23 protein-coding genes are annotated in these 25,025 nt (G+C 65.8%); 15 read left to right on the forward strand and 8 right to left on the reverse strand.

All coding sequences use genetic code 11. The features are described from left to right. Positions 1-17: 17 nt before the first annotated feature. Together hpf and secA are read left to right on the forward strand one after the other, a co-directional pair. Positions 18-710 carry a ribosome hibernation-promoting factor, HPF/YfiA family gene (gene hpf, locus CIHUM_RS02765; RefSeq protein WP_034997504.1) on the forward strand — a complete coding sequence of 231 codons (693 nt, stop codon included), beginning with the start codon at positions 18-20 and terminating at the stop codon, positions 708-710. Between the two features lie 202 nt (positions 711-912). Continuing rightward, a complete protein-coding gene (gene secA, locus CIHUM_RS02770) occupies positions 913-3,480 on the forward strand; it encodes a preprotein translocase subunit SecA (RefSeq protein WP_034997505.1) in 2,568 nt (855 codons plus the stop codon). A 26-nt stretch (positions 3,481-3,506) separates the two neighbouring features. Here secA and CIHUM_RS02775 read toward each other — a convergent pair whose 3' ends face one another. Then, positions 3,507-3,794 carry a hypothetical protein gene (locus tag CIHUM_RS02775; RefSeq protein ID WP_273680233.1) on the reverse strand — a complete coding sequence of 96 codons (288 nt, stop codon included), beginning with the start codon at positions 3,792-3,794 and terminating at the stop codon, positions 3,507-3,509. Between the two features lie 302 nt (positions 3,795-4,096). Between CIHUM_RS02775 and CIHUM_RS02780 the strand changes: the two genes are divergently transcribed. Both CIHUM_RS02780 and CIHUM_RS02785 read left to right on the forward strand, forming a co-directional pair. Continuing rightward, positions 4,097-4,510: an HAD family hydrolase gene (locus CIHUM_RS02780; protein ID WP_034997508.1), complete on the forward strand. Its 414-nt coding sequence runs from the start codon at positions 4,097-4,099 to the stop codon at positions 4,508-4,510. Next, positions 4,510-5,013 carry a DUF6912 family protein gene (locus tag CIHUM_RS02785; protein ID WP_034997510.1) on the forward strand — a complete coding sequence of 168 codons (504 nt, stop codon included), beginning with the start codon at positions 4,510-4,512 and terminating at the stop codon, positions 5,011-5,013. Before CIHUM_RS02780 ends, CIHUM_RS02785 begins: the two co-directional genes overlap by 1 nt. On the opposite strand, the gene rsgA is transcribed toward CIHUM_RS02785, so the two are convergent. Both rsgA and aroA read right to left on the reverse strand, forming a co-directional pair. After that, the gene (gene rsgA, locus CIHUM_RS02790) at positions 4,987-6,012 is read right to left on the reverse strand and encodes a ribosome small subunit-dependent GTPase A (protein WP_034997519.1); all 1,026 of its coding nucleotides are present in this window, start codon (positions 6,010-6,012) and stop codon (positions 4,987-4,989) included. The genes CIHUM_RS02785 and rsgA overlap by 27 nt on opposite strands. Then, positions 6,012-7,283, reverse strand: coding sequence for a 3-phosphoshikimate 1-carboxyvinyltransferase (gene aroA, locus CIHUM_RS02795; RefSeq protein ID WP_187370369.1), 1,272 nt, complete (start codon positions 7,281-7,283; stop codon positions 6,012-6,014). The genes rsgA and aroA overlap by 1 nt, the downstream gene beginning before the upstream one ends. A 22-nt stretch (positions 7,284-7,305) precedes the next feature. Here aroA and CIHUM_RS02800 point away from each other — a divergent pair, with 22 nt between their 5' ends. Next, positions 7,306-7,968 carry an SOS response-associated peptidase gene (locus CIHUM_RS02800; RefSeq protein WP_034997935.1) on the forward strand — a complete coding sequence of 221 codons (663 nt, stop codon included), beginning with the start codon at positions 7,306-7,308 and terminating at the stop codon, positions 7,966-7,968. A 15-nt stretch (positions 7,969-7,983) separates the two neighbouring features. Here the strand turns inward: CIHUM_RS02800 and ybaK are convergent, their stop codons facing one another. Beyond that, entirely contained in the window at positions 7,984-8,448 is a 465-nt protein-coding gene (gene ybaK, locus CIHUM_RS02805; protein WP_034997521.1) for a Cys-tRNA(Pro) deacylase, read from the reverse strand. 45 nt (positions 8,449-8,493) lie between these two features. Here ybaK and CIHUM_RS02810 point away from each other — a divergent pair, with 45 nt between their 5' ends. From CIHUM_RS02810 to CIHUM_RS02820, 3 genes are all read left to right on the forward strand, one after another. Then, positions 8,494-9,132: a sigma-70 family RNA polymerase sigma factor gene (locus CIHUM_RS02810; protein WP_034997525.1), complete on the forward strand. Its 639-nt coding sequence runs from the start codon at positions 8,494-8,496 to the stop codon at positions 9,130-9,132. Continuing rightward, complete coding sequence (locus tag CIHUM_RS02815) at positions 9,132-9,410, forward strand: hypothetical protein (RefSeq protein ID WP_034997528.1); 279 nt, start codon at positions 9,132-9,134, stop codon at positions 9,408-9,410. Before CIHUM_RS02810 ends, CIHUM_RS02815 begins: the two co-directional genes overlap by 1 nt. A gap of 552 nt (positions 9,411-9,962) precedes the next feature. Further along, positions 9,963-11,279, forward strand: coding sequence for a hypothetical protein (locus tag CIHUM_RS02820; RefSeq protein WP_034997531.1), 1,317 nt, complete (start codon positions 9,963-9,965; stop codon positions 11,277-11,279). A gap of 94 nt (positions 11,280-11,373) precedes the next feature. Here CIHUM_RS02820 and CIHUM_RS11030 read toward each other — a convergent pair whose 3' ends face one another. Further along, entirely contained in the window at positions 11,374-11,448 is a 75-nt protein-coding gene (locus CIHUM_RS11030; protein ID WP_095066802.1) for a 50S ribosomal protein bL37, read from the reverse strand. Positions 11,449-11,541: 93 nt separating this feature from the next. After that, positions 11,542-11,805 (reverse strand): WhiB family transcriptional regulator, encoded by a 264-nt coding sequence (locus CIHUM_RS02825; RefSeq protein WP_034997533.1) that lies wholly within the window; start codon positions 11,803-11,805, stop codon positions 11,542-11,544. A 464-nt stretch (positions 11,806-12,269) separates the two neighbouring features. Between CIHUM_RS02825 and CIHUM_RS02830 the strand changes: the two genes are divergently transcribed. Further along, the gene (locus CIHUM_RS02830; protein ID WP_081634387.1) at positions 12,270-12,746 is read left to right on the forward strand and encodes a hypothetical protein; all 477 of its coding nucleotides are present in this window, start codon (positions 12,270-12,272) and stop codon (positions 12,744-12,746) included. 33 nt (positions 12,747-12,779) lie between these two features. Here CIHUM_RS02830 and CIHUM_RS02835 read toward each other — a convergent pair whose 3' ends face one another. Together CIHUM_RS02835 and CIHUM_RS02840 are read right to left on the reverse strand one after the other, a co-directional pair. Further along, the gene (locus CIHUM_RS02835) at positions 12,780-13,991 is read right to left on the reverse strand and encodes an Rv3212 family protein (RefSeq protein ID WP_034997534.1); all 1,212 of its coding nucleotides are present in this window, start codon (positions 13,989-13,991) and stop codon (positions 12,780-12,782) included. Continuing rightward, positions 13,988-15,313 carry a DEAD/DEAH box helicase gene (locus tag CIHUM_RS02840; RefSeq protein ID WP_081634367.1) on the reverse strand — a complete coding sequence of 442 codons (1,326 nt, stop codon included), beginning with the start codon at positions 15,311-15,313 and terminating at the stop codon, positions 13,988-13,990. The genes CIHUM_RS02835 and CIHUM_RS02840 overlap by 4 nt, the downstream gene beginning before the upstream one ends. 36 nt (positions 15,314-15,349) lie before the next feature. Here CIHUM_RS02840 and CIHUM_RS02845 point away from each other — a divergent pair, with 36 nt between their 5' ends. The 6 genes from CIHUM_RS02845 to CIHUM_RS02870 are packed head-to-tail and all read left to right on the forward strand — an operon-like array spanning position 15,350 to position 25,023. Next, a complete protein-coding gene (locus CIHUM_RS02845) occupies positions 15,350-15,574 on the forward strand; it encodes a DUF3107 domain-containing protein (RefSeq protein WP_034997535.1) in 225 nt (74 codons plus the stop codon). A gap of 11 nt (positions 15,575-15,585) precedes the next feature. Next, on the forward strand, positions 15,586-16,764 hold the full coding sequence (locus tag CIHUM_RS02850) for a DUF3152 domain-containing protein (protein ID WP_081634368.1): 1,179 nt from the start codon (positions 15,586-15,588) through the stop codon (positions 16,762-16,764). A gap of 10 nt (positions 16,765-16,774) precedes the next feature. Next, positions 16,775-17,506 (forward strand): hypothetical protein, encoded by a 732-nt coding sequence (locus CIHUM_RS02855; protein WP_148363828.1) that lies wholly within the window; start codon positions 16,775-16,777, stop codon positions 17,504-17,506. Positions 17,507-17,523: 17 nt separating this feature from the next. After that, positions 17,524-20,646: an ATP-dependent DNA helicase gene (locus tag CIHUM_RS02860; protein ID WP_034997942.1), complete on the forward strand. Its 3,123-nt coding sequence runs from the start codon at positions 17,524-17,526 to the stop codon at positions 20,644-20,646. Then, positions 20,639-23,950, forward strand: a complete 3,312-nt coding sequence (locus CIHUM_RS02865; RefSeq protein WP_051106274.1) for an ATP-dependent helicase — start codon at positions 20,639-20,641, stop codon at positions 23,948-23,950. Before CIHUM_RS02860 ends, CIHUM_RS02865 begins: the two co-directional genes overlap by 8 nt. Continuing rightward, the gene (locus tag CIHUM_RS02870; protein WP_034997537.1) at positions 23,947-25,023 is read left to right on the forward strand and encodes a potassium channel family protein; all 1,077 of its coding nucleotides are present in this window, start codon (positions 23,947-23,949) and stop codon (positions 25,021-25,023) included. The genes CIHUM_RS02865 and CIHUM_RS02870 overlap by 4 nt, the downstream gene beginning before the upstream one ends. The last annotated feature ends 2 nt before the right edge of the window (positions 25,024-25,025 follow it).

Below are 25,025 nucleotides of genomic sequence, written 5' to 3' on the forward strand. Positions count from 1 at the left end.
CGCAAGGGAGGACGCAGATGACGTCTGCAGACCGCAACCCGATCCAAGAGACGCTGAGCCCGGAAGCCCAGGTCACCATCACCGGTCGAAACGTCGAGGTCCCAGAGCATTTCCAGGAACGAGTAAACGGCAAGCTGGCCAAGATTGAAAAGCTTGATCCGACGCTCAAGTCGTTCCATGTGGAGCTGAAGCACGAGAAGAACCCGCGCCGCGAGGCAGAGGCGGAGCGCATCCAGATCACCGCCACCGGCTCGGGCCACCTGGCCCGCGCTGAGGCGAAGGAGGAGAACTTCTACGCCGCGCTCGAGACCGCGGTGGACAAGCTGGAGCGCTCGCTGCGCAAGGTCAAGGCACGTCGCAACATCTCAATGTCCGGCCACCGCGCACCGAAGAGCACCGGTGTGTTGGCCGCGGAGATGGAGGCGGACGCGAAGGCTAAGCAGGAGAGCGCGGCGCAGGAGGCCGGCAAGTACGACGTGGACCCGTACGCCGACCAGGTCGAAGACGTTGTCCCGGGCCAGATCGTGCGCTCCAAGGTGCACTCCAACGCCCCGCGCAGCGTGGACGATGCGCTCAGCGAGATGGAGCTGGTGGGCCACGACTTCTACCTCTTCGTCAATGAGGAGACCAACCGTCCGGCTGTGGTCTACCGCCGCCACGCGTTCGATTACGGTCTGATTGAGCTTGCCCCGGAGGCAGACGCCGAGTAGCGCGCATTCCCGCAGCTCAAGCTAGCAAGCCCAGCCTCGGCCCGGTTCTGTTTCAGGATCTGGGCCGGGGCGGTTGTCGTCGATAGGCGATGGCTCGGCTGTGGAGCGCCTATGGGGTTGTCTATACCCCGGGAGGCGTGCGTACAATGGCCGGTTGTATCACCTTGGCCCTGTCAACCCATCAGTAAAGGACTTTGCACACGTGTTTGGACTGTCAAAGCTGCTCCGTGCCGGTGAGGGGCGCACCGTAAAGCGCCTTGCCAAGATCGCCGATCAGGTCATGGCGCTCGACGACGAGTACTCCGCGCTGGCCGACGAGGAGCTCAAGGCTAAGACCGTCGAGTTCAAGGACAAGATCGCCGACGGCGCGAGCCTGGACGATATCCTGCTCGACGCGTTCGCCACCGCCCGCGAAGCCTCCTGGCGCGTGCTCGGCCAGAAGCACTTCAAGGTGCAGATCATGGGCGGCGCCGCCCTGCACTTCGGCAACGTCGCCGAGATGAAGACCGGTGAAGGCAAGACCCTGACCTCGGTGCTGCCGGCGTACCTGAACGCTCTGTCCGGCAAGGGCGTGCACATTGTCACGGTGAACGACTACCTTGCCAAGCGTGACGCCGAGATGATGGGCCGTGTCCACCACTTCCTGGGCCTTGAGGTGGGCGTGATCCTGTCCGACATGCGCCCGGCCGAGCGCAAGAATGCCTACGATGCCGATATCACCTACGGCACCAACAACGAGCTCGGCTTCGACTACCTGCGCGACAACATGACGCGCTCTGTCAACGACATTGTCCAGCGTGGCCACAACTACGCCATCGTGGATGAGGTGGACTCCATCCTCATCGACGAGGCGCGTACCCCGCTGATCATCTCCGGCCCGGTGGACGGCTCCAGCCAGTTCTACAACGTGTTCGCGCAGCTCGCTCCGCGCATGCGCGAGGGCATCCACTACGAGGTGGACCAGCGCAAGCGCACCGTGGGCATCTCCGAGGAGGGCGTGGAGTTCGTCGAGGACCAGCTGGGCATTGACAACCTCTACGCCCCGGAACACTCGCAGCTGGTCAGCTACCTCAACAACGCCATCAAGGCGAAGGAGCTGTTCGAGCGCGACAAGGACTACATCATCCGCCAGGGTGAGGTGATGATCGTGGACGGATTCACCGGCCGCGTGTTGGCGGGCCGCCGCTACAACGAGGGCATGCACCAGGCCATTGAGGCCAAGGAGCAGGTGGAGATCAAAAACGAGAACCAGACCCTGGCCACGGTGACCCTGCAGAACTACTTCCGTCTTTACGACAAGCTGTCCGGCATGACCGGTACCGCTGAGACTGAGGCGGCGGAGCTGCACCAGATTTACAAGATGGACGTCGTGCAGATTCCGCCGAACCGTCCGAACCAGCGCGCGGACCGCGACGACCTGATCTACAAGACCCAGGAGGCGAAGTTCGCCGCCGTGGCGGAGGACATCGCGGAGCACGCGGCGAAGGGGCAGCCGGTGCTGGTGGGCACCACCTCTGTGGAGCGTTCCGAGTACCTGTCGCAGCTGCTCACCCGCAAGGGCGTGAAGCACAATGTGCTCAACGCGAAGTACCACGAGGAAGAGGGCCGCATCATCGCCGAGGCCGGTCTGCCCGGCAAGGTGACCGTGTCCACCAACATGGCTGGCCGCGGTACCGACATCGTGCTTGGCGGTAACCCGGAGATTCTCCTGGACGCGAAGCTGCAGGCCCAGGGCTTGGACCCGCTGGAGGATTCGGAGCGCTACCAGGAGGCGTGGGACGCACAGCTGCCGGCGGCCAAGGAGCGTTCGCAGCAGCTTGGCGACGAGGTGCGCGAGGCCGGCGGCCTCTACGTCATTGGCACCGAGCGCCACGAGTCGCGCCGCATTGACAACCAGCTGCGCGGCCGCTCCGGCCGCCAGGGTGATCCGGGCGAGACCCGCTTCTACCTGTCCATGCGCGACGAGCTCATGGTGCGGTTCGTGGGCCAGTCCATGGAGAACATGATGAACCGCCTCAACGTGCCGGACGATGTGCCGATTGAGGCGAAGATGGTTTCCAACGCGATTAAGGGCGCGCAGTCTCAGGTGGAGAACCAGAACTTTGAGATGCGCAAGAACGTGCTCAAGTACGACGAGGTGCTCAACGAGCAGCGCAAGGTGGTCTACCGCGAGCGCCAGGAGATCCTGGGTTCGAAGGACATCGCGGGCCAGGTGCGCCGCATGATCGATTCCACCATTGGCGCGTACGTCGACGGCGCGACCGCGGAGGGCTACGTGGAGGACTGGGACCTCGACGGCCTGTGGAATGCGCTGGATTCACTGTACGGCCCGACGGTCAGCGCGCAGGAGCTCATCGACGGCGACGAGTACGGCCGCGCCGGCGAGCTCACCTCGGAGCAGCTGCGCCAGGCGCTCGTCGACGACGCGAACGCCCAATACGACACGCTGGAGGAAAACGTCGCGGCGATTGGCGGCGAGGAGCAGATGCGCAACTTGGAGCGCATGGTGATCCTGCCGATCATCGACACGAAGTGGCGCGAGCACCTCTACGAGATGGACTACCTCAAGGAAGGCATCGGCCTGCGCGCGATGGCGCAGCGCGACCCGCTGGTGGAGTACCAGAAGGAAGGCGGCGACATGTTCAACGCGATGAACGAGGGTGTCCAGGAGGAGACCGTGCGGCAGCTGTTCACCATGCGCAAGCAGTTTGAGACGCAGGAGACGCAGCAGGCTGAGCAGGCTGATGCGGGCGGCTCCACCGTCGTCTAGGCAGTCGCTTATCGACGTGCTGTCGCCTACAGCACCTTGAAGGCAACGAGCTTGCCGTCGCGGATTTTCGCGGCGTAAGCCCGCCTGGTGCCGTCAGTGGTTTCGACGGTGCCGAAGAATTCCCCGCCCTCGCGGGCGTGGCAGGTGACCACTTGGGGCCTGCCCGCCGCGGGGGCGGTACTTGTTGGCGCGTTTATCAGCGCCGCGGAGTGCTGCCGGGCGCGGATGTGGGCGCGCACAGCGGGGGCGAAGCGCCACGCCATCATGGATGTGGCCCGGTGTTTGCTCATGGCGGCGCTGAGCGCTTCCGCCACGACGGGCTCCACCGCCACTGGGGCGCCGGGCGGCGCAACAGCGGGCCGTTTCGTGCCAAGGGGCCGGCTGAGTGCGGTGGGTGTCTGGTTTCGCCGGGGCACGAGCACTTGCACGTGCCTGTGCCCTGGGGCTGTGTAGTACATGGCGGGCATCCTCCCTCATTTTTCACGCGGGAATGCGTGGTGGAGGGGGACGGGCACTGGGCGGGGTAGGTAGTATTGTCCACGTTCGCAGCCGCCCGTGTAAAGGGTGTGCTCACTACAGTAGGCATCCGCGACGCAACCAACGAAAGAGGGATCCCGTGCAGGGCTTGATCATCGACTACGCAGGAGTGCTGGACACCGGTGCAGAGGACGAGCAGCGCTGGAAAACCCTCATCGAGGCGGTGAAAGCGAAGGACATCGCCGTGGGCATTCTCTCCAACGAGGAAGGCGACGGCGAGATGGCGGAAAAGATCCGCGAATGGGAGTTCGGCGGCCTGGTCGATGCCGTGGTGCTCTCCGGAGAGGTTGGGGCGGAAAAGCCGGAGCGCGCTGCGTTCCAGGCCGCCGCCGACGCGATCGGCGTGGACCTGAACGACTGCGTGATGATCGACGACGACATCATGAACGTCCGCGCCGCGGTCGAGTACAACATGATCGGCATCCTGCACACCGCCATCGACCGCACCGCGGTGGAGATCCAGTCCCTGTTCGACGTCGAGGGCGAGTTCTAGTGCGCGTTTACATCCCCGCGACCTTCGGCATGCTCGCGGCGCTGGAGGACAACCGCCTGATCCACGCCCGCAACGGCTGGGCGTTCGCCGCCACCGAGGCGCTGCACGAATTTTTCACCTCCGGCGACCAGGAGGAAATCGAGGCCGTGGCGTTCGACGACGCGGCCATGGCGTCCATCCGCCTGTTGGCCATCGGCGACGAGGAGCGCCACCCGCACCGCCGCGTAGTGGTCTCCGCGGACGTGCCGGATTCCCAGGCCACCCCGGATCCGGAGATGGGCGAGTCCGTGGTGAAGCTGTCCGCGCCGGTGCAGATCGAGGACATCGCCGCGATCCATGTGGATGTCGCGGATGCCGAGGAGGCGACCGCGAAGGCGATTGAGGTCATCGATGCCGCCGATCTGGGCGACGAGGACGCCGAGCTGGCCGTGGGTGACGCCCAGGACAACTACCTGGCGTTCTACGACCCGAGCGAGTTACCGGTCCTCGTCGAGCTGCTTTAGCTCCCAGTCATTGTTTGAGTGCAGGGCCGAAAGCAGACCCCGCACTGCCGCGGCCCGGCGGCCGACGGGGGACGCCGGATCCAGCTCGTCCCAGGCGCACTCTGGATCCGCCGGGGGGCCCAAATGTGTGCAGCCACGGGGGCAGCGCTGCGCCGCTTCCTCCAGGTCCGGGAAGACGTCCACGATTTCTTCGGGGGAGACGTGCGCCAGGCCGAATGACCGGATGCCCGGGGTATCGATCATCCACCCGCCGCCGGGCACCTCCAGCGCCACGGACTGGGTGGAGGTGTGCCGGCCCTTGCCCACCCCGGAGACCTCGCCGGTTTCACGGTCCGCGTCGGGCACGATGCGGTTGACCAGGGTGGACTTGCCCACGCCGGAGTGGCCGATGAGGGCAGAGACGTGGCCGCGGATAAGCTCACGCAGCTGCTCCACGCCGTCCTCCACGCCGGTGCGCAACACCTCCACGCCCATGGCCTCGAGCTCGCGCTCGAAGTCGGTGGGATCCGCCAGGTCGGTCTTGGTCACGCACACCACCGGGGTCACGCCGCCGACAAAGGCGGCGATGAGGGCGCGCTCGACAAAGCCGGTGCGTGGCGGCGGGTCGGCGGCCGCGACCACGATGAGCAGCAGCTGCGCGTTGGCCACGATGATGCGTTCGTAGGGGTCGGTGTCGTCTGCCGTGCGGCGCAGCACCGAGGAGCGATCTTCACGTTTGACGATGCGGGCGAGGGTGTCTTTCGCCCCCGAGGTGTCGCCGACCACGCCGACGCGGTCGCCCACCTCGATGGAAGTGCGCTTCAGCTCGCGGGCGCGGGTGCACTGCAGGCGGGTGCCGGTGGTATCGAGCACCACACCCCAGCGGCCCCGGTCTTTGGCCACGACGAGTCCGAACTCGGCGTCGTCGTGGGTGGGACGTTTCTTCGAGCGCGGGCGCGAGCCTTTGCCGGGGCGCACGCGCACATCGGACTCGTCGTAATCGGCGAAGCTGCGGCCCATTACTGCGCCACCACCTCCGCCCACATGTCGGCGAAGCCGGGCAGTGTCTTGGAGGTGGTGTCGATGTTTTCCACCTCGACGCCGTTCACCATCAGGCCGATGATTGCCCCGGCGGTGGCCATGCGGTGGTCGTCGTAGGTGTGCCAGGCCCCGCCGCGCATCCGGGTCGGGGTGATGCGCAAGCCGTCGCCGAGCTCCTCGCAGTTGCCACCGAGACCGTTGATTTCGCGCGAGAGCGCAGCCAGGCGGTCGGTTTCGTGGCCGCGCAGGTGGGCAATGCCGGTCAGCTCACTCGTCGTGGTGGCGCAGGCGGCGATGGCGGCGACAGTGGGGGCGAGCTCGCCGATGTCGCTCATGTCGATGCGGATGCCTCGCAAACTTCCGGCCTCCGGGCCCCGCACGCGCAGGGTGTGGCCGGCGCCAGCGGCTTCCAGCTCCACCTCGCAGCCCATGCGCTCCAGGATGGACTGCATGGTCGCGCCCGGCTGGGTGGTGGCAACCGGCCAGTGGGGGATGCGCACTTCGCCGCCGGCGACCGCTGCGGCGGCCAAAAACGGCGCGGCGTTGGACAGGTCAGGCTCGATCTCCCAGTGGGAGCCGCGGATCGGCTGCGGTGCAACGGACCAGGAGTTGGCGGTGGCCTGCACCTGCACGCCAGCGTGCTGCAGCATGGCCACCGTCATCTCGATGTGGGGCATCGACGGCAGGGTGCCGCCGGTGTGGCGGATCTGCACGCCGCGCTCGAACCGGGGCGCGGCGAGCAGCACGCCGGAGACGAACTGGGAGGAACCGGATGCGTCGATCTCCACCGGGCCGCCCTCGGCGCGGCCGGTGCCGTGCACGGTAAACGGCAGGGTGTCGCCTGCCACGGAGACTCCCAGGGTGCGAAGGGCTTCCAGGATGGTGGCCATGGGGCGTTTGCGGGCGTGGGCGTCGCCGTCGAAAAGCACGGGCCCATCCGCGAACGCCGCAACTGGCGGCACGAACCGCATCACCGTGCCCGCCAGGCCGCAATCGACCTCGGCGGAGCGCAGCTTGCCAGGGGAGATGCGAATGGTCTCGCCGTCGTGGTCGATGGCGGTGCCCATGGCGCGCAACGCAGCTTCCATCAGGTCCGTGTCGCGGGAGCGCAGCGCGCCGACGATGGTGGAGGGGCCAGACGCAAGCGCCGACAGAACGTAGGCGCGGTTGGTCATGGATTTGGACCCGGGCACCCGCTGGGTGTGGGTGATCGGGCTGGGGTGAAACGGCGCAGGCCACATCTTGGTCATGAAAGTCATGATAATGGAGCGCATGTGCGGACGATTCGTTCTTTTCACGTCAGGCGACGACCTTGTAGGCGAAGTAGCCGGTCTTCCCGGCATCGCGGAAGTTCAGGCCCCGGACGGCACCCCGCCGCCGCGCTACAACATCGCGCCCACGCAGCAGGTGCCGCTGATTAGGGTTGCGGATGCTACCGCGCGTATCGACGCCGCCCGGTGGGGCCTGCTGCCCACTTGGAAGAAGGACGAGACCGGCCCTCCGTTATTTAACGCCCGGGGCGAGACGGTGGCTGAGAAGCCTTCCTTCCGCAGCGCGTTCAAGGCGCGCCGCGGGCTGATGGTGCTGGACGGCTACTACGAATGGAAGCCCACCGAAAACGGCAAGCAGCCGTACTTTGTGCGGCCGAAAGAAGGCATGCTGTACGCTGCCGCGCTGTGGGAGACGGGGCTGGACCGCCTGTCTACGACCATGGTCACCACCGAGGCCGCCGAGAGTATGGCGTGGCTGCACCACCGCCTGCCACTGTTTCTGCGCGAGGACGAGATACGCACCTGGGTCAACGGCTCCCCGGAGGAGGCCCTTGAGCTGGTGCACCCCTCGCGTGTGGCGGACACTCTGGTGTGGAACGAAGCGGCCCAGGAAGTGGGCAACATCAGGAATGACTACCCGGAGCTTGTGGGCAAAGCCGACTGAAGCTACAGACTACGGCTAGGGCGCGCTGATCGGCGCAAACGTCGCCCCGGTCAGCTCAGCCAGGTCGCGCGGGCTCAGTTGCGCGGACAGGCCGCGTTGGCCGGCGGAGACGTTGATGGCGGGAAGGTCGGCCACGGAGGCGTCGATAAGCGTTGCCAGCTTTTGCTTCGTGCCCAGCGGCGAGATGCCGCCGACGACGTAGCCGGTCGCGCGCTGCGCCTTGGCCGGATCCGCCATCTCCGCGCGCTTCCAGCCGAGGGCTTTCGCCGCGGCTTTTAAGGACAGGTGGCCGTCCACGGGCACGCAGCAGATGGCCAGCTCGCGTTCGTGGGTGAGCACCAGCGTTTTCAGTACCGACGCCGGATCCAGTTCGAGCTCCTCGGCCGCGTGTGCGCCGAAGTGGTCCTGGCTGGGGGAGTAGGTCAGCACCTTGTGTTCAGTGCCTTGCAGTGCAGTCAGTGCGTGCGTCTTCTCTGCCATGGGCACAGGGTAGCGATTGCAAATACTGGCCCTACAATGGCTCACATGCCCGAAACCGAGCCAGACGCAGGCGTGAGCGATGACCTGAAGGCGCGCTTTAACGAGGAAGCGATGCCGCTTTTGGACCAGCTGTACGGCGGCGCGCTGCGCATGACGCGCAACCCGCAGGATGCCGAGGACCTGGTGCAGGAGACCTATTTAAAGGCCTACAAAAACTTCGGCAGTTTCACCCCCGGCACCAACCTCAAGGCTTGGCTGTACCGGATTATGACGAACACGTACATCAACTCCTACCGCAAGAAGCAGCGCCGCCCGCTGGAAACTTCGGCGGACGAGGTGACGGACAACCAGCTCTACACCTCAAGCTCGCACGACTCCACCGGCTTGGAGTCCGCGGAGGTGGAGGCGCTGAAATCCATGCCAAACTCCCGGATTTCGGAGGCGCTCAACGCGTTGAGCGAGGACTACCGCATGGTGGTCTACTACGCGGATGTGGAGGGGATGGCGTACAAGGAGATCGCGGAAGTGATGGAGATTCCTATCGGCACTGTGATGAGCCGGCTGCACCGGGGAAGAAAACAGCTTCGCGGGATGTTGAAGGACGTGGCGAAGGAACGCGGTATCGGTCTCGACCATGCTGACATGACAGATGCCGCCGGTAAGAAGGACGCGAAGGAGAAGTAATGTCCACTGGACACACCCACACCGACGCTCACGGCTGCGAGGCCACTTACCGCTTGCTGTGCGAGCTCTTCGACGAAGACACCGCGCCCGAGCGACGCGAGGAGATCAAAAACGACCTGGCGGCTTGCCCGGAGTGTTTGGCCGTCGCGCAGTCTGAGCGCGACGTGCGCACGATGGTGCGCGAGTGCTGCGGCCCTGTGAAGGCCCCGGAGCCGTTGCGCCAGCGCATTATCGCTTCCATCACCACGGTGAGCTATACCGAAGTTCGCTATAGATAGGATCCGTGTTCCTCGCCCGCAGCCCGTTGGTTGCGGGCTTTTCGTTGTTTGAGGGGGCTTTTTGCTTTGCGACGGGTCCTTGTCCCCGCGGCGGGGGTAAAAAACGGGGGTAGCAGGGTTTTTCGGATTGCTGACCAATCCGCGGATCTTTGAACAATCCAGGGGGTTTCGGGGGTTCCTGAGGAAAACCCGTCGAAACTAAGAACACACGAATTGTGTAGTCAATCAGAATATGCAGGTAAACGGGAAATCGGCCTAAACCATGCAGAAATACACCTTAATGGGCATAAAATGCAGTGATGGCGGATTGTTGAACCATCTACGACCATTGCCGGATTGATCGTTGAACAATGCTGACGAAACCCCGGGTCGCGCGCCCGGATTGATGAACAATCCGCAGGCCAAAGCGGGTGGAAACGTTGAACAAACTAGGAAGAATGTTCAACGATTTAACGGTTTCTTCAGGCTTTCCCCGAGCGTTTTACCAGCGCATATTCGGTGCATAAACTCATGGATGTAACAAAGAGAAAAACACACCAAGGAGTCACCGAGATGCGAGCAGCATTCCGAAACACCATCGCCGCAGCAGTTGCCGCCGCCATCGCGGTTTCCGGCGCGAACGTCGCACACGCCGCCGACGAGGTTCAACTGGCACCAGTGCGCACCAACACTGCAACGCTGACCGACTCCGATAAAGACGGCCTGCCCGACATCTGGGAAGAAGAAGGCGTCGTGTTAGCCGACGGCACGGAAATCCCCCTGCCGGACTGGGGTGCGGACCCCAACCGCCCGGATCTGTTCCTCCAGCTGAACTGGATGGCCTCCGAATACGACACCCTGGGCTGCAACACGTCCGCCGCCCGCGAGTGCGCAAACGCCAACCGCACCTCGTACGCCCCGTCGACGCAGAGCCTGGATGAGTTAGTGGACCTGTTTGCAACCCACGGCATTGCCCTGCACATCGACGCCGGCGAGCACTACACCAACATCGCCAACTACACCGACGCTCACGGCGGCGAGAGCCTGGACTACCGCGACGTGTACTTCGATCCGAGCCAGCACGAGGCATTCCAGCTCATCGACACCATCAACGAGCTCGGCGAGCGCGCGAACATCTTCCGCCCCGGCGTTCTCGGTGACCGGATGCGTGCAGGTTCCAACGCCACGGGCCTGTCGCTGGTGGGCGATAACTCCTTCTACGTTGCCAACCCCGGCGGGCGCGCGAACGAGGAGCAGGTGCGCAACTCCATCCTCCACGAGTTCGGCCACACCCTGGGGCTGCGCCACTGGGGTGCCGCCAAGTACGTTAAGGACATCGTTGAAGGCTCGCCGATGCAGGACGGCTACCACTCGGTGATGAACTACAACCACCAGTTCAACTACTTCAACTACTCCGAGCAGCCGTACTTCGCCAACACCCCGAACGGCAGGGTGCTTATCCCGGCCGACTGGGACTCCCTGGTGCTCAACAGCCCGCGCATCGGCGCCTACGCCGAATCCATCGGCGCCCGCGCAGACATCGCCGAGGTTGAGGTTGAAGCAATCGAGCAGCCCGAGGAAATCGTCGAGACCACCCAGCCTGAACCCGTCGAGGTCGCCGAAGAACACGAAATGGTCGAGCTGGCCCCGGCCGAGGAAATCGACGCCGCAGACGTCAAAGCCCAGCCAGGTGAAGTTCCCGCCGAGCAGCCCAAGGCAGAGTCGAAGGCAGAAGCCAAGGTCGAAGACGTCAAGCCCGCCAAGGCCGAAGCCCCGCAGCAGGCCAACAACCAGCCCAGCAACCAGGTCAACATCGCAGCCATCATCGGCGGCGTCAGCGCAGCCCTGGCAGCCCTCGGCATCGGCGCAGCATTCGTCGCAATGCACTAAGACGTAAAGGCTACGGCTGGCCGGTAGGTAAAAGCCAAAACGCGGGCCCTTCCCGAAATAGGAAGGGCCCGCGTTTAACTTCGTTTACCGCGTTTTAAGAGTTGGGGCGCTTACCGCGGTTAGCGCTCTTTTTGCGACGGTCCTTGCGCTTGCGACCACGCTTGCTCATGGGGGCCTCCTTTGAATTATGGGTACCGGTTACAGATGTTCCACTGTATCGCCCTGCACTGCTGGCAAGGTAATCCGGCGGAGTTTTATGGCCTTATGCCGACAAGCGAGCGCGGTTGCGGGCGCGAGCCTTGTTGCGGCGCTTGAGTGCGCGACGCTCCTCCTCGGACAGGCCGCCCCAGACGCCGGCGTCCTGGCCGGTCTCGAGTGCCCACTTCAGGCACTGAGAGGTGACGGGGCAGCGGTGGCACACCAGCTTGGCCTGGGCGATCTGGCTCAGGGCCGGGCCGGAGTTACCGACGGGGAAGAACAGTTCCGGGTCCTCGTCGCGGCAAATTGCTTCGTGGCGCCAATCCATGATGACTCTCCTTTTGGGTCGTGTGTGTTGAAACCTGTGTTCAATCCATGTGCAATTACGTGCGCACCACAAACACCCGCATTGTGGCGGATGCGTTGCAAACGAAGTTTGATTCCTGGCTTCGGGCGGAGCTTCCCGTTGGATGCGGGACCCGTCTTCCGGTTTACCGGGCGTTAACCCTGTGGTGGCTTAGGGTTAAGGGCTGTTTAACCAGCCCGTTGTTTTTGCTACCCGGAAATAATGGCACGTTCACCTACACCGCGCTAGGGGTGTAGGCCAAATTGTGACAGGAATCATAGAATCTAACCCTGTTTTCGTTCGTCCGGGTTGGGGGCGGGGTGCGTTCGGAGGTCGTCGATAGGCAATGTGACCTGCACAATCATGATTCCGATGCGAGGTGGGTCACCGTCAAATCGTGCCACACGAATGGGAGCATGGGGCTGCGGGGCCTAGACTGCTTTGTTGTGGAAACCAACAAAAAACCCGCCCAAAGTAGGTCCGAAGTTGCGCTAGGAACCGTGCCCGCAGTGATGCGGTTCAGCGCGGTGGTGGTGCTTGTGCAGTGCGCCGCGATGTTTATTTACGCGGCCTCGCTAATCGTCTCACAGTTCACTGAGCACACCTCGACGTTGGAGTCGCAGTCCCCGGCAGCGAACTACGTCAACATCGGCACCGCGGCGTTTCTTGTGATCATCTTCGGCTACATCGCCTACGCCGCGGTGAGCACACTGAAGGGCAACCCGCGCGCCACCGGCGCGATCGTGCTGGTGGAAGCGATCTTGGCGGGCGTGGCGGTATACATGTTCCGTGGCGGTGTGCCGCTGTTGGGAGCCGCGACGCTGGCCTCAGCCGTGCTCACACTTATCGGTATCTTCCACCCGGCTACGCGCGAGTACAACGAGGCGCGCTACGCGCAACGCAAAGCGCGGCGCTCGCAGTAAAGCGCCGCGCTTAAAGGTGGTATGGCCGATACGTTAGGTGTTGGCGTTCATCACAACTACTTCGTCGCCGCGCTTTTCCACGACGGAGGCGCCGGCAGAGGAGATGTGCACCGGGCCTGAGTAGCCGCCGCGGTCGACCGGGATGATCCTGTCCACAGCGTTTTTATCCCAATCCACTACCGCAATGCCACTGTCGGAGGCGTAGAGCAGCTTCTCGCCGGCGGAGAAACCCGTGCCCAGCGCGCCCTGGAAAACGCCCGTGACGGCGAGCGCTGCTGGCTCCATAAGCAGCAGCGAATTGTTCTCCCAGTACGTCATGTGGTGCGGCAAGTCAGCCACAGGCAGGTTCTTCACTATGCCGTCCGGGCCGTGCTCGGGGCTATCCATTTGCGGCACCGATGAGGAGCTGATGTTGGTGCCCTCCGTGTTGTAGCCACGCACCTCGGAAGTGGTCGGATCATAGACCGCGGCCGCGTCCTGGGAGATAGACACCAGGTACGCGTCCGGGCTGATTTTCACGTCGGCGAGGACCTCGGGCTTGCGTGAATCTTCCGGCGTAGCCTCTTGCAGGCGCAAAAACGCGCCGTCGTCGCAAATTTCAGTGACGGCAACAAGCTCCGTGCGAGTCAGTGCGGACGTGATGGTGCACTCGTTGGGTTGCATGTCGGGCTCTTGCTTCGCCCCCACATGCCCGTACTCCACGGTGCGCACCAGATCGGAGCGCCACACTTCGGCGCGCTCGGAACTGGCGTAGCCCACACGGTCATTTGAGGCCAAACGCACCACCTCGTCCGGCGCTATGGCCGAGCGTGTGCCGGCGTACTTGCCGGTCTTCGCGTCGATGGCCACCACGTCGCCACAGCCCGCGTTGTCGCGGTAGGTTGCCACAACCTTGCCCCAGGCCTGGTCCACCAGGCACAGGTCGTTGGGCCGCTCGTACGTCCACACGGTTTCACCCTCTGGCGTGGTGGCGGAGAGGGTGTTGTCGTTGTAAGTGATCACCATGCCGCTGGCCACCAACGGCTGGTCGCGGCCAGATGTGTCTGACAGGGAAAACTCCTCGCTAAACGACTTCGGCACTACGGCGAGCTGGCCGTAGTCCTCCTGCTCTTCTTCGGCAGCAATCAAGTGTGCGTCCCGTGCGGGTGCGGTGAAAAAGGCGGTGCCCAGCAGCAGCGCTGAGACACCTGCGATCACTCCGGTAGCGATCAGGTCGCCGCGGGTGCGACGCAGAGGAGAATTCATCGCTGGTTCCTTCCTGAGGCTCGTGCTGGGCGTGCTCCGAGCACTTTACGCGGGCGCCCCACTCGTGCAGTAGCCGAGTCCGGGATATTCAGCGCCTCGTACAGCTCCGGGGAGGTGGAAAACCACTCGGGCAGCTCGCGGGCATCTAGCGAAAGCTCGTCGTTAATCGCCTCCCACTTGCGCACCTCGTCGTAGCCCACCAACGTCACGGCCGTGCCCTTCTTGCCAGCGCGGCCGGTGCGGCCGATGCGGTGCACGTATGTCATTGGATCATCCGGTGTTTGGAAGTTGATTACGTGGGTGACGTCTTCGACGTCGATGCCGCGGGCGGCGACGTCGGTGGCGACGAGAATGTCGGCGGAACTGCGGCGAAAAGCATCGAGCGCCGCCTCACGCGCGCGCTGGCCGAGATCACCGTGGACCGCCGCCACGGTAAAGCCGCGCTGCGCGAGATCCTCCGCTAACGACGCGGCGGAGCGCTTCGTGCGGGCGAAAATGATGGTGCGGCCGCGGCCATGGGCCTGGAGGATGCGTGTAACCACCTCGGGCTTGTCCATGCGGTGGGATTTCAGGGCGACCTGGCGGGTGGTGACGTGAGTTCGCGGCGCGTCGGCGGACTCGGCGCGGATGTGCACCGGCTTGTTCATCTTCGCCCGCGCAAGCGTCAGAATCGGGCCCGGCATGGTGGCGGAAAACAGCATCGTTTGCGCGTCATCGCGCACCGCCGCCCAGAGCCTTTCAATGTCGGGCAGAAAGCCCATGTCCAGCATCTCGTCAGCCTCGTCGAGCACCAAAATCGCCACGGCGGAAAGGGTGAGGTCCCCACGCTCGTGCAGGTCAATCAGACGCCCGGGCGTGCCGACGATAACGTCCACGCCCGCTTCCAGCGCCGCAATCTGGTCCTCGTAGGGCCGGCCGCCGTAGATAGTGGTCACGCGCACCGGCGTCTGGGAGGCGGCGAAGGTGAGGTCGTCGCCCACTTGCACGGCAAGCTCGCGGGTGGGCACCAGCACCAGCGCGCGTGGGGTGCCGTCGAGCTCGTCGATGTCCGCGTCGTCAAAAACACGGTCTAAAAGCGGCACGCCGAAGCCGAAAGTCTTGCCCATGCCGGTGCGGGCCTGGCCGATGATGTCCCGGCCTGCAAGTGCGCGGGGCAGCGTCAACTCCTGGATGGAGAAGGGGCGAGTAATGCCGCGCTGCGCCAGCGCATCGGTGATTTCGGCGGCGACACCCAGCTGAGCAAACGTCGGCGGCTGCGATTTCTCGCCGGCCGGGGCGCCAGTTGAGGCGCGGTTGCGTTCACTCTCAGCTGAATAGGGCACGCGTTCATCTTAGCTACAGGCCGTTACAATGGCGCCATGGATATCAAGATCGGTCTTGCAGACAGCCCCCGCGAACTGACGATCAAGCTGCCGGAGGGGCAGGACGACATCATCGCCACCGTCGAGCAGGCCGTTGACAGCGGCCAGGCCACCTTGAAGGTGGAGGACGACAAGGGCCGCGTTTACCTCATCCGCACCGACCGCATCGTGTACGTGGAGCAGGGTACTGCCGCAGCCCGATCCGTCGGGTTCATGCGCTAAATTACGCATTTATGGCACAACGGCACGGCGCACATGAGCGGGACGCTCGCGGCGACTCCATCGAGGGTGGCCGCGGAGCGCACCGCCGCCCCAGCGACGGCGAATTCGGCGCCCGTGACACCGACGACGATGATTTCGGCGACTGGTTTGATAGCTGGGAACTCGAATCTGAGAGCGCTGATCCTGCTCACACGCCCCGCCGTTCTGGGAAACGCTCGCAAAAGCGCGGCAAGCTTTTCGACGCCTCACGGCGGCCCACGTCCCGCGCCGCGCACGCCGAAGCAGGCGATAGCAAGCTCGTTGCGTTTGCGCAGGAGTACGGCTGGCGTGCCTACGCCATCCCCGTGCTGGCCGTGATCACCGTTTTTGTGCTGATCAACATGTTTCAAAACCCGGAGGACCTCGCGGTGGGGGCTACCGGTTCTCCCGCTGAGTTGGAAGATTCCGCAGCCGCCTCGCCCGCGCCGGGCGAGGAAGACCCGGAGGGCGGCGCGAAGCCGTTGGAACCGGCGAAGATCGCGGAAGGGGAGTTTGATCCCCACGATCTGCCGCCGGGTGGGCCGTACACCACTTCCGGTGCTGGCACTTACCGCGAGGTGGGCGCACCGGGCATGAGCGTCGGCGAGGGCACCGAAATCGTGGTGCGCTTCGCTGTGGAGGTCGAGGACGGTATCGACACCTCCGGCTACGGCGGGGATGATGCGTTTGCGCACATGGTCGACGCGACGCTGAGCGATCCACGCGGTTGGACCAACGACCCGCGTTTCCGCTTCGAACACGTCAGTGTCAACGATAATCCGTCGCTGAAGATCCGTCTGACCTCGCTGGAGACGACCGCGGAGCTGTGCGGTGTGCAGATCGGCACCGAAACTAGCTGCCGCACCCGCATCACCGGCGAGGATACGGTGTTGCTGAACGAGTCGCGCTGGGTGCGCGGCGCCGTGCCGTTCCAGGGCGATCTAGGCAGCTACCGCCAGTACCTGATCAACCACGAGGTGGGCCACGCCGTGGGCTTTGCGGAGCACGTCCCGTGCCCGGAGCCGAACGCGCTGGCGCCGATCATGATGCAGCAGACCCTGAGCCTGAACAATGCGCAGCTGCATGAGATGAGCCCGGAAGACAACTACCCGGACAACCCGGACACGTGCCGGCCGAACCCGTGGCCCTACCCGCGTCCAGCGGTGCTGTAGGAGGCAGGCGGTGGCGCAGCGCACAGCACAGCACATCCCCGGGCATGTTTTGTCGGCGTTCCAGCTCGACAGCCGGGCAGGCATACCTGTAGGTCCGGAGTGGGACAACGGTGTCCGTTTCGGCCGGGTCGTGGTCTCCGAGGCGAGCGACACGGCCGCTTGGTCCGGCAAGGCCCGCGATCATGCCGGCGAGTTCGGCGCAGGCATCGCGGTGTCCCGCCCGGTGCGCGCCACCGACGGCCGCCTGGTCGTCGGCGGTTTCAAAGCCAGCGAGTTCGTTGAGGGGCGGGTGCTCGCGCGTATCGACGAAGCCGTGTCCGCCGCCCTGCGTTACGACGAGGCGATGGCCGGCGTCGACGCGCCGACGGCGGATCGCGGCGACGCCTTCGCGACAGCAGAGCGAGCGGTGTGGCGCGACTACATCCCGCAGCCGGGCGACGTTGTGGCGCACATGGACTTTGCGTCCTGCCTGCTCTTTTCTGGGGATACGGTGCCGACGTTGACGGACCTTGTGCCGTCTTCAAGCAAGCGCCCCCGCGGTTTTACCGCGGCGCTGGTGATTGTGGACGGGCTGTTGGCTCAGGCCTGCAATGTGGCAGTGCTCGACAGGTGGGCGCACGTGCCCGGTCTGCGGGAGCTCGCAGGCTATGCGCTGGAGTACCGCGTGGCCTGCGCGAGAGCTGCAGGTTCGGACATACGTTCGATAGCTGAGGGGATTGATCAGGCGCTCGTGTCGGAGTGAGTGACACAATCAACGGCATGACTTTCACCAGACCCTCTCCCGTGCCCCCGGCGGTACTCGAGCCGAATGCCTACCTCGTGCCACGCACGCGCCCGGACACGCAGCGCGAATGGCCGGTTGAGCTGCCCCAGCAAGGCCTGTACAAGGTGACCGGAGAGCCGGGCTCGGGAGTGTCGAGCTTCCTGCTGAACACCGCCGCGGCTGCGATGCGCAGGCACGCAGGCAGCGAGGCGGAACAGGGCCCGGGCGGGGTGCTGGTGCTCACGGATTCCAAGGAGACCGGCGCGCGGCTGCGCGCGGAGCTAGCGGACACGCTTGCCGCCTCCGGGTTTGTCTCCGACGAGCCGGTGGTGCGCTCCGTGCACTCGCTCGCGTTCGCGCTGGTGCGCCAGCAGATGGACGAAGCGCTGCGGTTGATCTCCGGCGCGGAGCAGGACGCGGTGATCCGCCAGCTGCTGCAGGGCCACGCTGAAGACGGCGGCGGCACCTGGCCTGAGGAGCTGCGCCCGGCGCTGCCCATGGTGGGTTTTGCGCGGCAGTTGAGGGACTTTTTGTTGCGCGCCATTGAGCGCGGCCAGGGCCCGGAGGATCTGGTGGAGCTGGGCCAGCGCCACGACATTGGCATCTGGTCCGCCTCGGGCGATTTCTTGCGCGAATACCAGCAGGTGATGGCGCTGTCCGGCGCGCACCGCCTGTCGGCGTCGGAGTTGATCGCGGCCGCGCTTGAGGTGGAGCTGCCGCGGACGTGGCATACCGTGATAGTGGACGACGCGCAGCACCTGGCGCCGGCATCCGCGGCACTGGTGCAAAAGTTGTTGGAGCAGGCGGACCTCGGGGTCGTCGGCGGGGATCTGGAGCAATCCGTGTTCCGCTTCCGCGGTGCCTCTCCGGCATTCTTCCAGGACTTAGGCGGGCTAGACCACGAGGTGATCAACCTCGGGGCCACCCGCAGGACGCCAGTGCGGTCAGCGGCAATCGCAGAGTCCAGCGCGGCGGAGCTTTCCCTGGTGGCGGACACGCTGCGCCGCGCCCACCTGGAAGAGGGCGTGGCGTACCGCGACATGGCGGTGGTGGTGCGCTCCACGCCGCTGCTTGAGCCGATGCGGCGCGCGCTGCTGCGCGCGGGGGTGCCGGTCGCGCTCAACCCCACCGACCTGGTGCTGGGGGAGCAGCGCATTGTTTCGGCGCTGCTGCTCGGCGTGCGCGCGCTGTATGAGGAACTTCAACCCACCGAGTGGCGCGACCTGCTGCTGAGCCCCGTCGGCGGTGCTGACCCGGTGACGCTGCGCAGGTTACTGCGCGGCCTGCGTCGCTGGTCGCCGGAGGTTCGCGCGGAGGAAAGCCTGCGCGAGCTGCTTCTCACTCCGGACGGGCTGCCGGATTTCGGCACCGTGCTCACGGACCGCGAGCTGGACATCTTGCACCGCGTGCGCGACGTGCTCGATGCCGGGCGCGATGTGCTTGCTCACGGCGGCACGGTAGAGGAAGTGCTGTGGGCACTCTGGCACGCCACGGGCTTGGCTAACCGTCTGCTGGCGTCTGCGCTGCGGGGAGGCGCGACTGGTTCGCAGGCGGACAGGGATCTCGACGCCGTGATGGCGCTGTTCGACGCGGCTGGCGACCACACGGAGCGCAGGCCCAGCGCGGGCATCGAATCCTTCGTCGCCTCGATTACCGAGCAGGAGCTGCCCACCGGCGTGCGCGACCGCCGAAGCGCCACCCCGGACGCCGCCGCACTGCTTACCGCCCACGGTGCGGTGGGCCGCGAGTTCCGCCGCGTGGTCGTGGCCGGCGTGCAGGAACTGACCTGGCCGAGCCTGGGGGAGACCGGGTCGCTGTTCCGCCAGGAAGACCTGGTGGACCTCATCGACAACGACGTCGACCCCGGCGTGCCCGTCTCCCACATCAACGAGCGGTTGGTGGAGGAGCGCCGCCTGTTTACCGTGGCAACCAGCCGCGCCACAGATGAGCTCCTGGTCACCGCCGTGGAAAGCGATGACGGCGAAGAAATGGAGCAGCGATCCAGGTTCGTGGAGGAATTCTGCCGGGACTATGGCGTGCAACCGCGCCCGGTGCGCATCGCGGGCTCGTCCGCGGACGCCTTCCGGATCTCCGGGCAAACCACTGACACTGCTGCTGACGCCGAGGACGCCAGCGCGGTGGTGCGCGTGCTCGCGCACGACGACCTGATCGCCGAGTTCCGCCGCGTGCTGGTGGACCCTGCATCCACCGAAGCAGAGCGCAGCCAGGCGGCGCGCCAACTCGCACGATTGGCGGACGCAGGCGTGCTGGGCGCGGACCCTGCGCAGTGGTGGACGACCACGGAGCCTTCCACAAGCGAACCGCTCGACGTCTCGCCGGCGCTGTCGCCGTCGCGGGTGGAAAAGCTGCTCGCATGCCCCATGCAGGCCGTGCTGGAGCGGATGTCCGGCCTGGACGAATCGCTGGACATGATCTACGGCGCTATGGCCCACGCCTACTTCGAAGCGCTGGGCAACGGCATGGACGACACCGAGGCGCTGGATGCGACCGTGGCGGCGCGGCGGGCCGCGGATAACGCCCCGGAGTGGAAGGTCGAGCGAGACATCGCGGACTTCCGGGCCATGCTCGAGCGCGCCCACGGCTGGCTGCAGGCCAGCCGCGGGGCGTTTGAGCAGGTCGCCGTGGAAGCGGATGTGAACGTCCAGGTCAGCGACAACGTGCGCATCCGCGGCAGGCTGGACCGCCTTGAGCGAGATAGCAGCGGTGCGGTTCACATTGTGGACCTGAAAACGGGCGCGTACCCGCCGACCGTCGACGCCACCGCGGACAACCCCCAACTGGCCACCTACCAGCTGGCGCTTGCGCACGGCGAGTTCGACGGCGGCAAGGTTGTCACCGCTCGCGACGGCGCAAATGCGCTTTCCGTGGGCGGGGCGGTGCTGGTGTACCCAAACGCCAACAAGACCACGCTGAGCACCCGCGAGCAGGCGAAGAAAACCGCCGACGAGCTGGACGCGCTCGCCGCCGCACTCGACGGGCTGCCCGAGGAGACCGCTGGACCGACGTTGCTCGCCGTGGTCGGCCCGCAGTGCGACCGCTGCGCGGTGCGAGCGCTGTGCCCAGTCCAGCCGGAAGGAGCGACGATCCACCATGTCTAACCCCACCCCGATGTCTCCCGTGCTGCTGTCGCGCTACCTGGGTCAGCAGTACCCGCCGACAGACCAGCAAGCCGCCGTGATCGGCGCAGAGCCCGGCCCGCTACTGGTGGTCGCCGGTGCCGGCGCCGGCAAAACCGAAACCATGGCCGCGCGCGTGGTGTGGCTGGTGGCCAACGGCTACGCCCGGCCGGACGAAGTGTTGGGCCTGACGTTTACCCGCAAGGCCGCCCAGGAGATGGGCAAGCGCATTCGGGACCGTTTGGGCTCGCTCGCGGCCAACACCGATCTGGTGCACCGCCTGGACCCGTCCGGCGAGCTAGCGGACAACCTGCAGGTGATCGCGCCTTCGGTGTCCACCTACGACTCGTACGCCGGCGAGCTGATCCGCGAATACGGCCTGTTGGTTCCGGTGGAGCCGGACGCCCGGCTGATCACCGACGCGGAGCTGCACGCCATCGCCACCGACGTGGTGGTCAACTACTCCGGCGGGCTGATCACGGAGATGGGTTCCAACCCGTCGCTGTCCACGGTGGTGGAGGACCTGCTGGCGCTGACCACGGCAATGGGCAACGAGCTGGCTTCGCCCGAGTGGGTGCGCGGGCACGCGCACGACTTCCTCGCAGAAACCGAGTCCTATCCCATGGCCCCGCGTGCCCGCGTGGAGTTCACCAAGGTGCTCACGAATTGGCGCTCCAAGCAGGAAATGCGCGTGAACATGCTGCCGCTGGTGGAGGAGCTGGCGGCGGAGCTGCGCCGCCGTGGCGTGGTCACGTTCAACGAGCAGATGTCCGTGGCAGCAAAGCTGGCGCGGGACCACAAGACGGTGGGGGCATCGCAGCGCTCCCGCTACCGCGTGGTCATGCTGGATGAGTACCAGGACACCTCGCACGCGCAGCGTGTGCTGCTGCGCAGCCTGTTCGGTGAGGGTGCGGACCCGCCGCTGACGGTGACCGCAGTGGGCGATCCGATGCAGGCGATCTACGGCTGGCGAGGCGCCACCGCGGCCAACCTGGCCGCGTTCGTGGAGGATTTCCCCTCGACTGAAGGGCCGGCTCCGAAAAAGCAGCTGACCACCTCCTGGCGCAACCCGCCCGAGGTGCTGCACCTGGCCAACGGCGTGTCCGACGCGGTGCTGGGCACCGCCGAAAACCGGGCGGTGGCTGCGCTTCAGGCGCGACCGGCCGCAGAGGCCGGAGACGTCACCCTGGGCTTCTTCCCGAACCAGGACACGGAGATCGCCTACGTGGCTGACGCGCTCGCGCAGGAATACCAGGCGGCAGTACAGGAAGGACGAGCGCTTTCCGCAGCCGCGCTGGTGCGCAAGAACCGGCACTCGCCGCTTTTGGCAGCGGCGCTGGAGGAGCGCGGCGTGCCCTACGAGATCGTGGGCCTAGCCGGGCTTCTCGACGTCCCGGAGGTCGCCGACACCGTCGCCATCGCCACGATGCTGGTGCGCCCGGACGACACCGCGGCCGCGTTGCGCCTCCTCGGCGGCCCGGCCGTCGGCCTGGGCCTGGCAGACCTGCAGGCGCTGGCGTCGCGCGCGAACAACCTGCACGGCTCGGCGCTGGACACCCCGCCGGAGGCCGCCCCGGCGGACGCGGCGGAGCATCTGCACGCCCAGCTGGATGAGCTCGTGTCCCGCGCCGCGGAAATCTCCGCCAGCTCGGACAAACCCGAAGGGCTTACGGATGCCCTGGCAGACCTTGGCGAGCCGGAACGCTACAGCGAGGAAGGCCTTGCGCGCATGCGGGACACCGCGGCGAAGCTGCGCTGGCTGCGCACCCATAGCCTAGGCAAGCGCCTAAGCGACCTGTTCGCCGACATCATCCACGTTTTCGGCATCCGCACCGAAGTGCTCGCCCGCGGCTCCGCCACCGGGGCAGTGCACCTGGACCGGTTGCTCGAGGAGGTCGCTGCATACCCGGGCGCGAGCCTTGACGGGTTGCTGCACTTTTTCGAACTCGCCCGCAGCTTCGAGGACGGTTTGGCCCCGGGGTCGGTGGCGGTGAAGGAGGACCGGGTACAGATCCTCACCGCGCACAAGGCCAAGGGGCTGGAGTGGGACACCGTGGCGGTGCTGCACGCGGACGCGGCAACGTACAAGTCCAAGACGGAAACCTTCCTCACCTTCCCTCGCTTCCTTCCGACGGAAACGTTCGGCGACCCGGATGTCTACCCGGTATTCGCGGACGTGGAGAACCGCTCGGACTTTGAAAAAGCCGGCAAGGCCTGGCTCAAGGAGGTCGCCGGGGATCTGGCCGAGGAGGCTGCCCGGTTGTTCTACGTGGCGGTGACCCGCTCCGGGAAGAAACTCCTCGTCACCGGCTCGCGCCGCCGCGAAGGTGTCGCGCGGGAGGCGGAGCCGTATGAGCACTTCGCCGCCATGCGCGAGCGGGTGCCCGAAGAGTGCGTGGTGGTCTGGGACGACGGCACCGAGCCTGACATCGCAGAGGAAGCGAGCGACAAGGAGGCGGCCGCACCGGAGTCCGGACGCTGGCCCCACTACCTGCCTGCGGCACGCGACCTCGCGGCCGCTCAAGCGGTCCGTGCCGCCATGGACTCGCTGCCGGACTACACCGAAGGCGAGCTGTACTCGCTGTGGGAGCGCGACGCCACAGCCTTGATCGAGGAGCACGACGCCGCTCAAGCCGCAGACGTGCCGGTGGTCATGCCGGGCGAACTCACCGCCTCCGACGTGGTGGCGCTGAAGGCGGACCCGGAGCAGTTCGCCCGCCGCGCCCGCCGCCCCGTGCCGTTTAAACCGAACACCTACGCCAAGCGCGGCACCGCGTTCCACGAGTGGCTGGAGCAGTTCTACGGTGCGCGCCCGCTGCTCACGGAAGACGAGCTGCCGGGCAACGATGAGGCCGAAGTGGACCGCGCCGTCCTGGAGCGGCTCAAACGCAACTTCGAGGCCAGCGAGTGGGCCGGGCGCACGCCCGAGTACGTCGAGCACCCCTTCGAGCTGGCACTGGGCGATTCGGTCGTTCGCGGGCGCATGGACGCCGTGTTCGCCGACGATGACGGCTGGGTCGTGGTGGACTGGAAGACCGGCGAGAAGCCAGGTCGCGACGCGATGGAATCGGCTCAGCTGCAGCTTGCGGTCTACCGTGAGGCGTGGCGCTGGATCGCACGTGACGGCAAGCCGGTGCGGGCGGTATTTTTCTACGTGCGCACCGGCGAGACGTTCGCGCCCCGCGCCTTGCCGGATCTCGACCAGCTCGAGACAATGCTCGGAGGCGCAAGAGCCGGTACGCCCGGTGAAGAAATAGCAAGAGAAAGCGAGGAGCGGCAGGGATGAAGCTTCGGAGCCTGTTGTCGCTGCGCGCAGACGCGACCAACCTCACCGAGATCCCGGTGCACAGCTTGTTGGATGTGGTGAATATCCCCACCGCGGAGCGCGCGACTCCGTGGTCGCTGATCGCGCGCCGCTTCGGCTACGCCTTGCTGCTCATGGTCGCCATCGCGTTCGTGGCCTACCTTGACCGCGACGGATACTCCGAGCCGCTGACGTTCATCGACGCGCTGTACTACTCCGCGGTGACGCTGTCCACCACGGGCTACGGCGACATCACGCCGGTGACGCAGACGGCCCGCCTCATCAACATCTTCCTCATCACCCCGGCCCGCGTGGCCTTCCTGATGCTCCTGGTCGGCACCACGTTGTCGGTGCTGACGGAGGATTCCCGCAAGACGCTCCAGATCCAACAGTGGAGGAATAGCGTGCGCAACCACACTATTGTCATCGGCTACGGCACCAAGGGCCGTTCCGCAATCGACGCCCTTATCGCCGGCGGTGCGTCGCCGTCGTCGATCGTGGTCATCGACCCGGACCCAGCCGCCCTCTCCGTGGCGGAGCAGCGCGGCCTGATCACCGTGCACGGTAACGGCACCAAGTCGGGCGTGCTGCGCGTGGCCGCGGTCAGCCGCGCCAGGTCCGTCATCGTCGCGCCGTCGTCGGACGACACGGCCGTGCTGATCACCCTATCGGTGCGCGAGATGGCGCCGAGCGCGATGATCGTGGCCAGCGTCCGCGAAAGCGAGAACCAGCACCTGCTCATGCAGTCGGGTGCGGATTCGGTGATCGTCTCCTCCGAAACCGCGGGCCGTCTGCTCGGTATCGCCACCGTCACCCCGCCGGTGGTGGAGATGATGGAGGACCTGCTCAGCCCGGACGAAGGCTTCGCCGTGGCGGAGCGCCAGATCGCGGACGACGAGGTCGGCGCAAACCCCCGCCACCTTGCGGACATCGTGCTGGGTGTGGTGCGCTCCGGTGAGCTCTACCGCATCGATTCTCCCGAGGCGGAGACGGTGGAGCCGGGCGACCGGTTGCTGTACGTGCGCATGAACGGCGCAATTACCAACCGGGATTAGCT

It is taken from the genome of Corynebacterium ihumii (assembly GCF_028609825.1).
Taxonomy (GTDB): domain Bacteria; phylum Actinomycetota; class Actinomycetes; order Mycobacteriales; family Mycobacteriaceae; genus Corynebacterium; species Corynebacterium afermentans.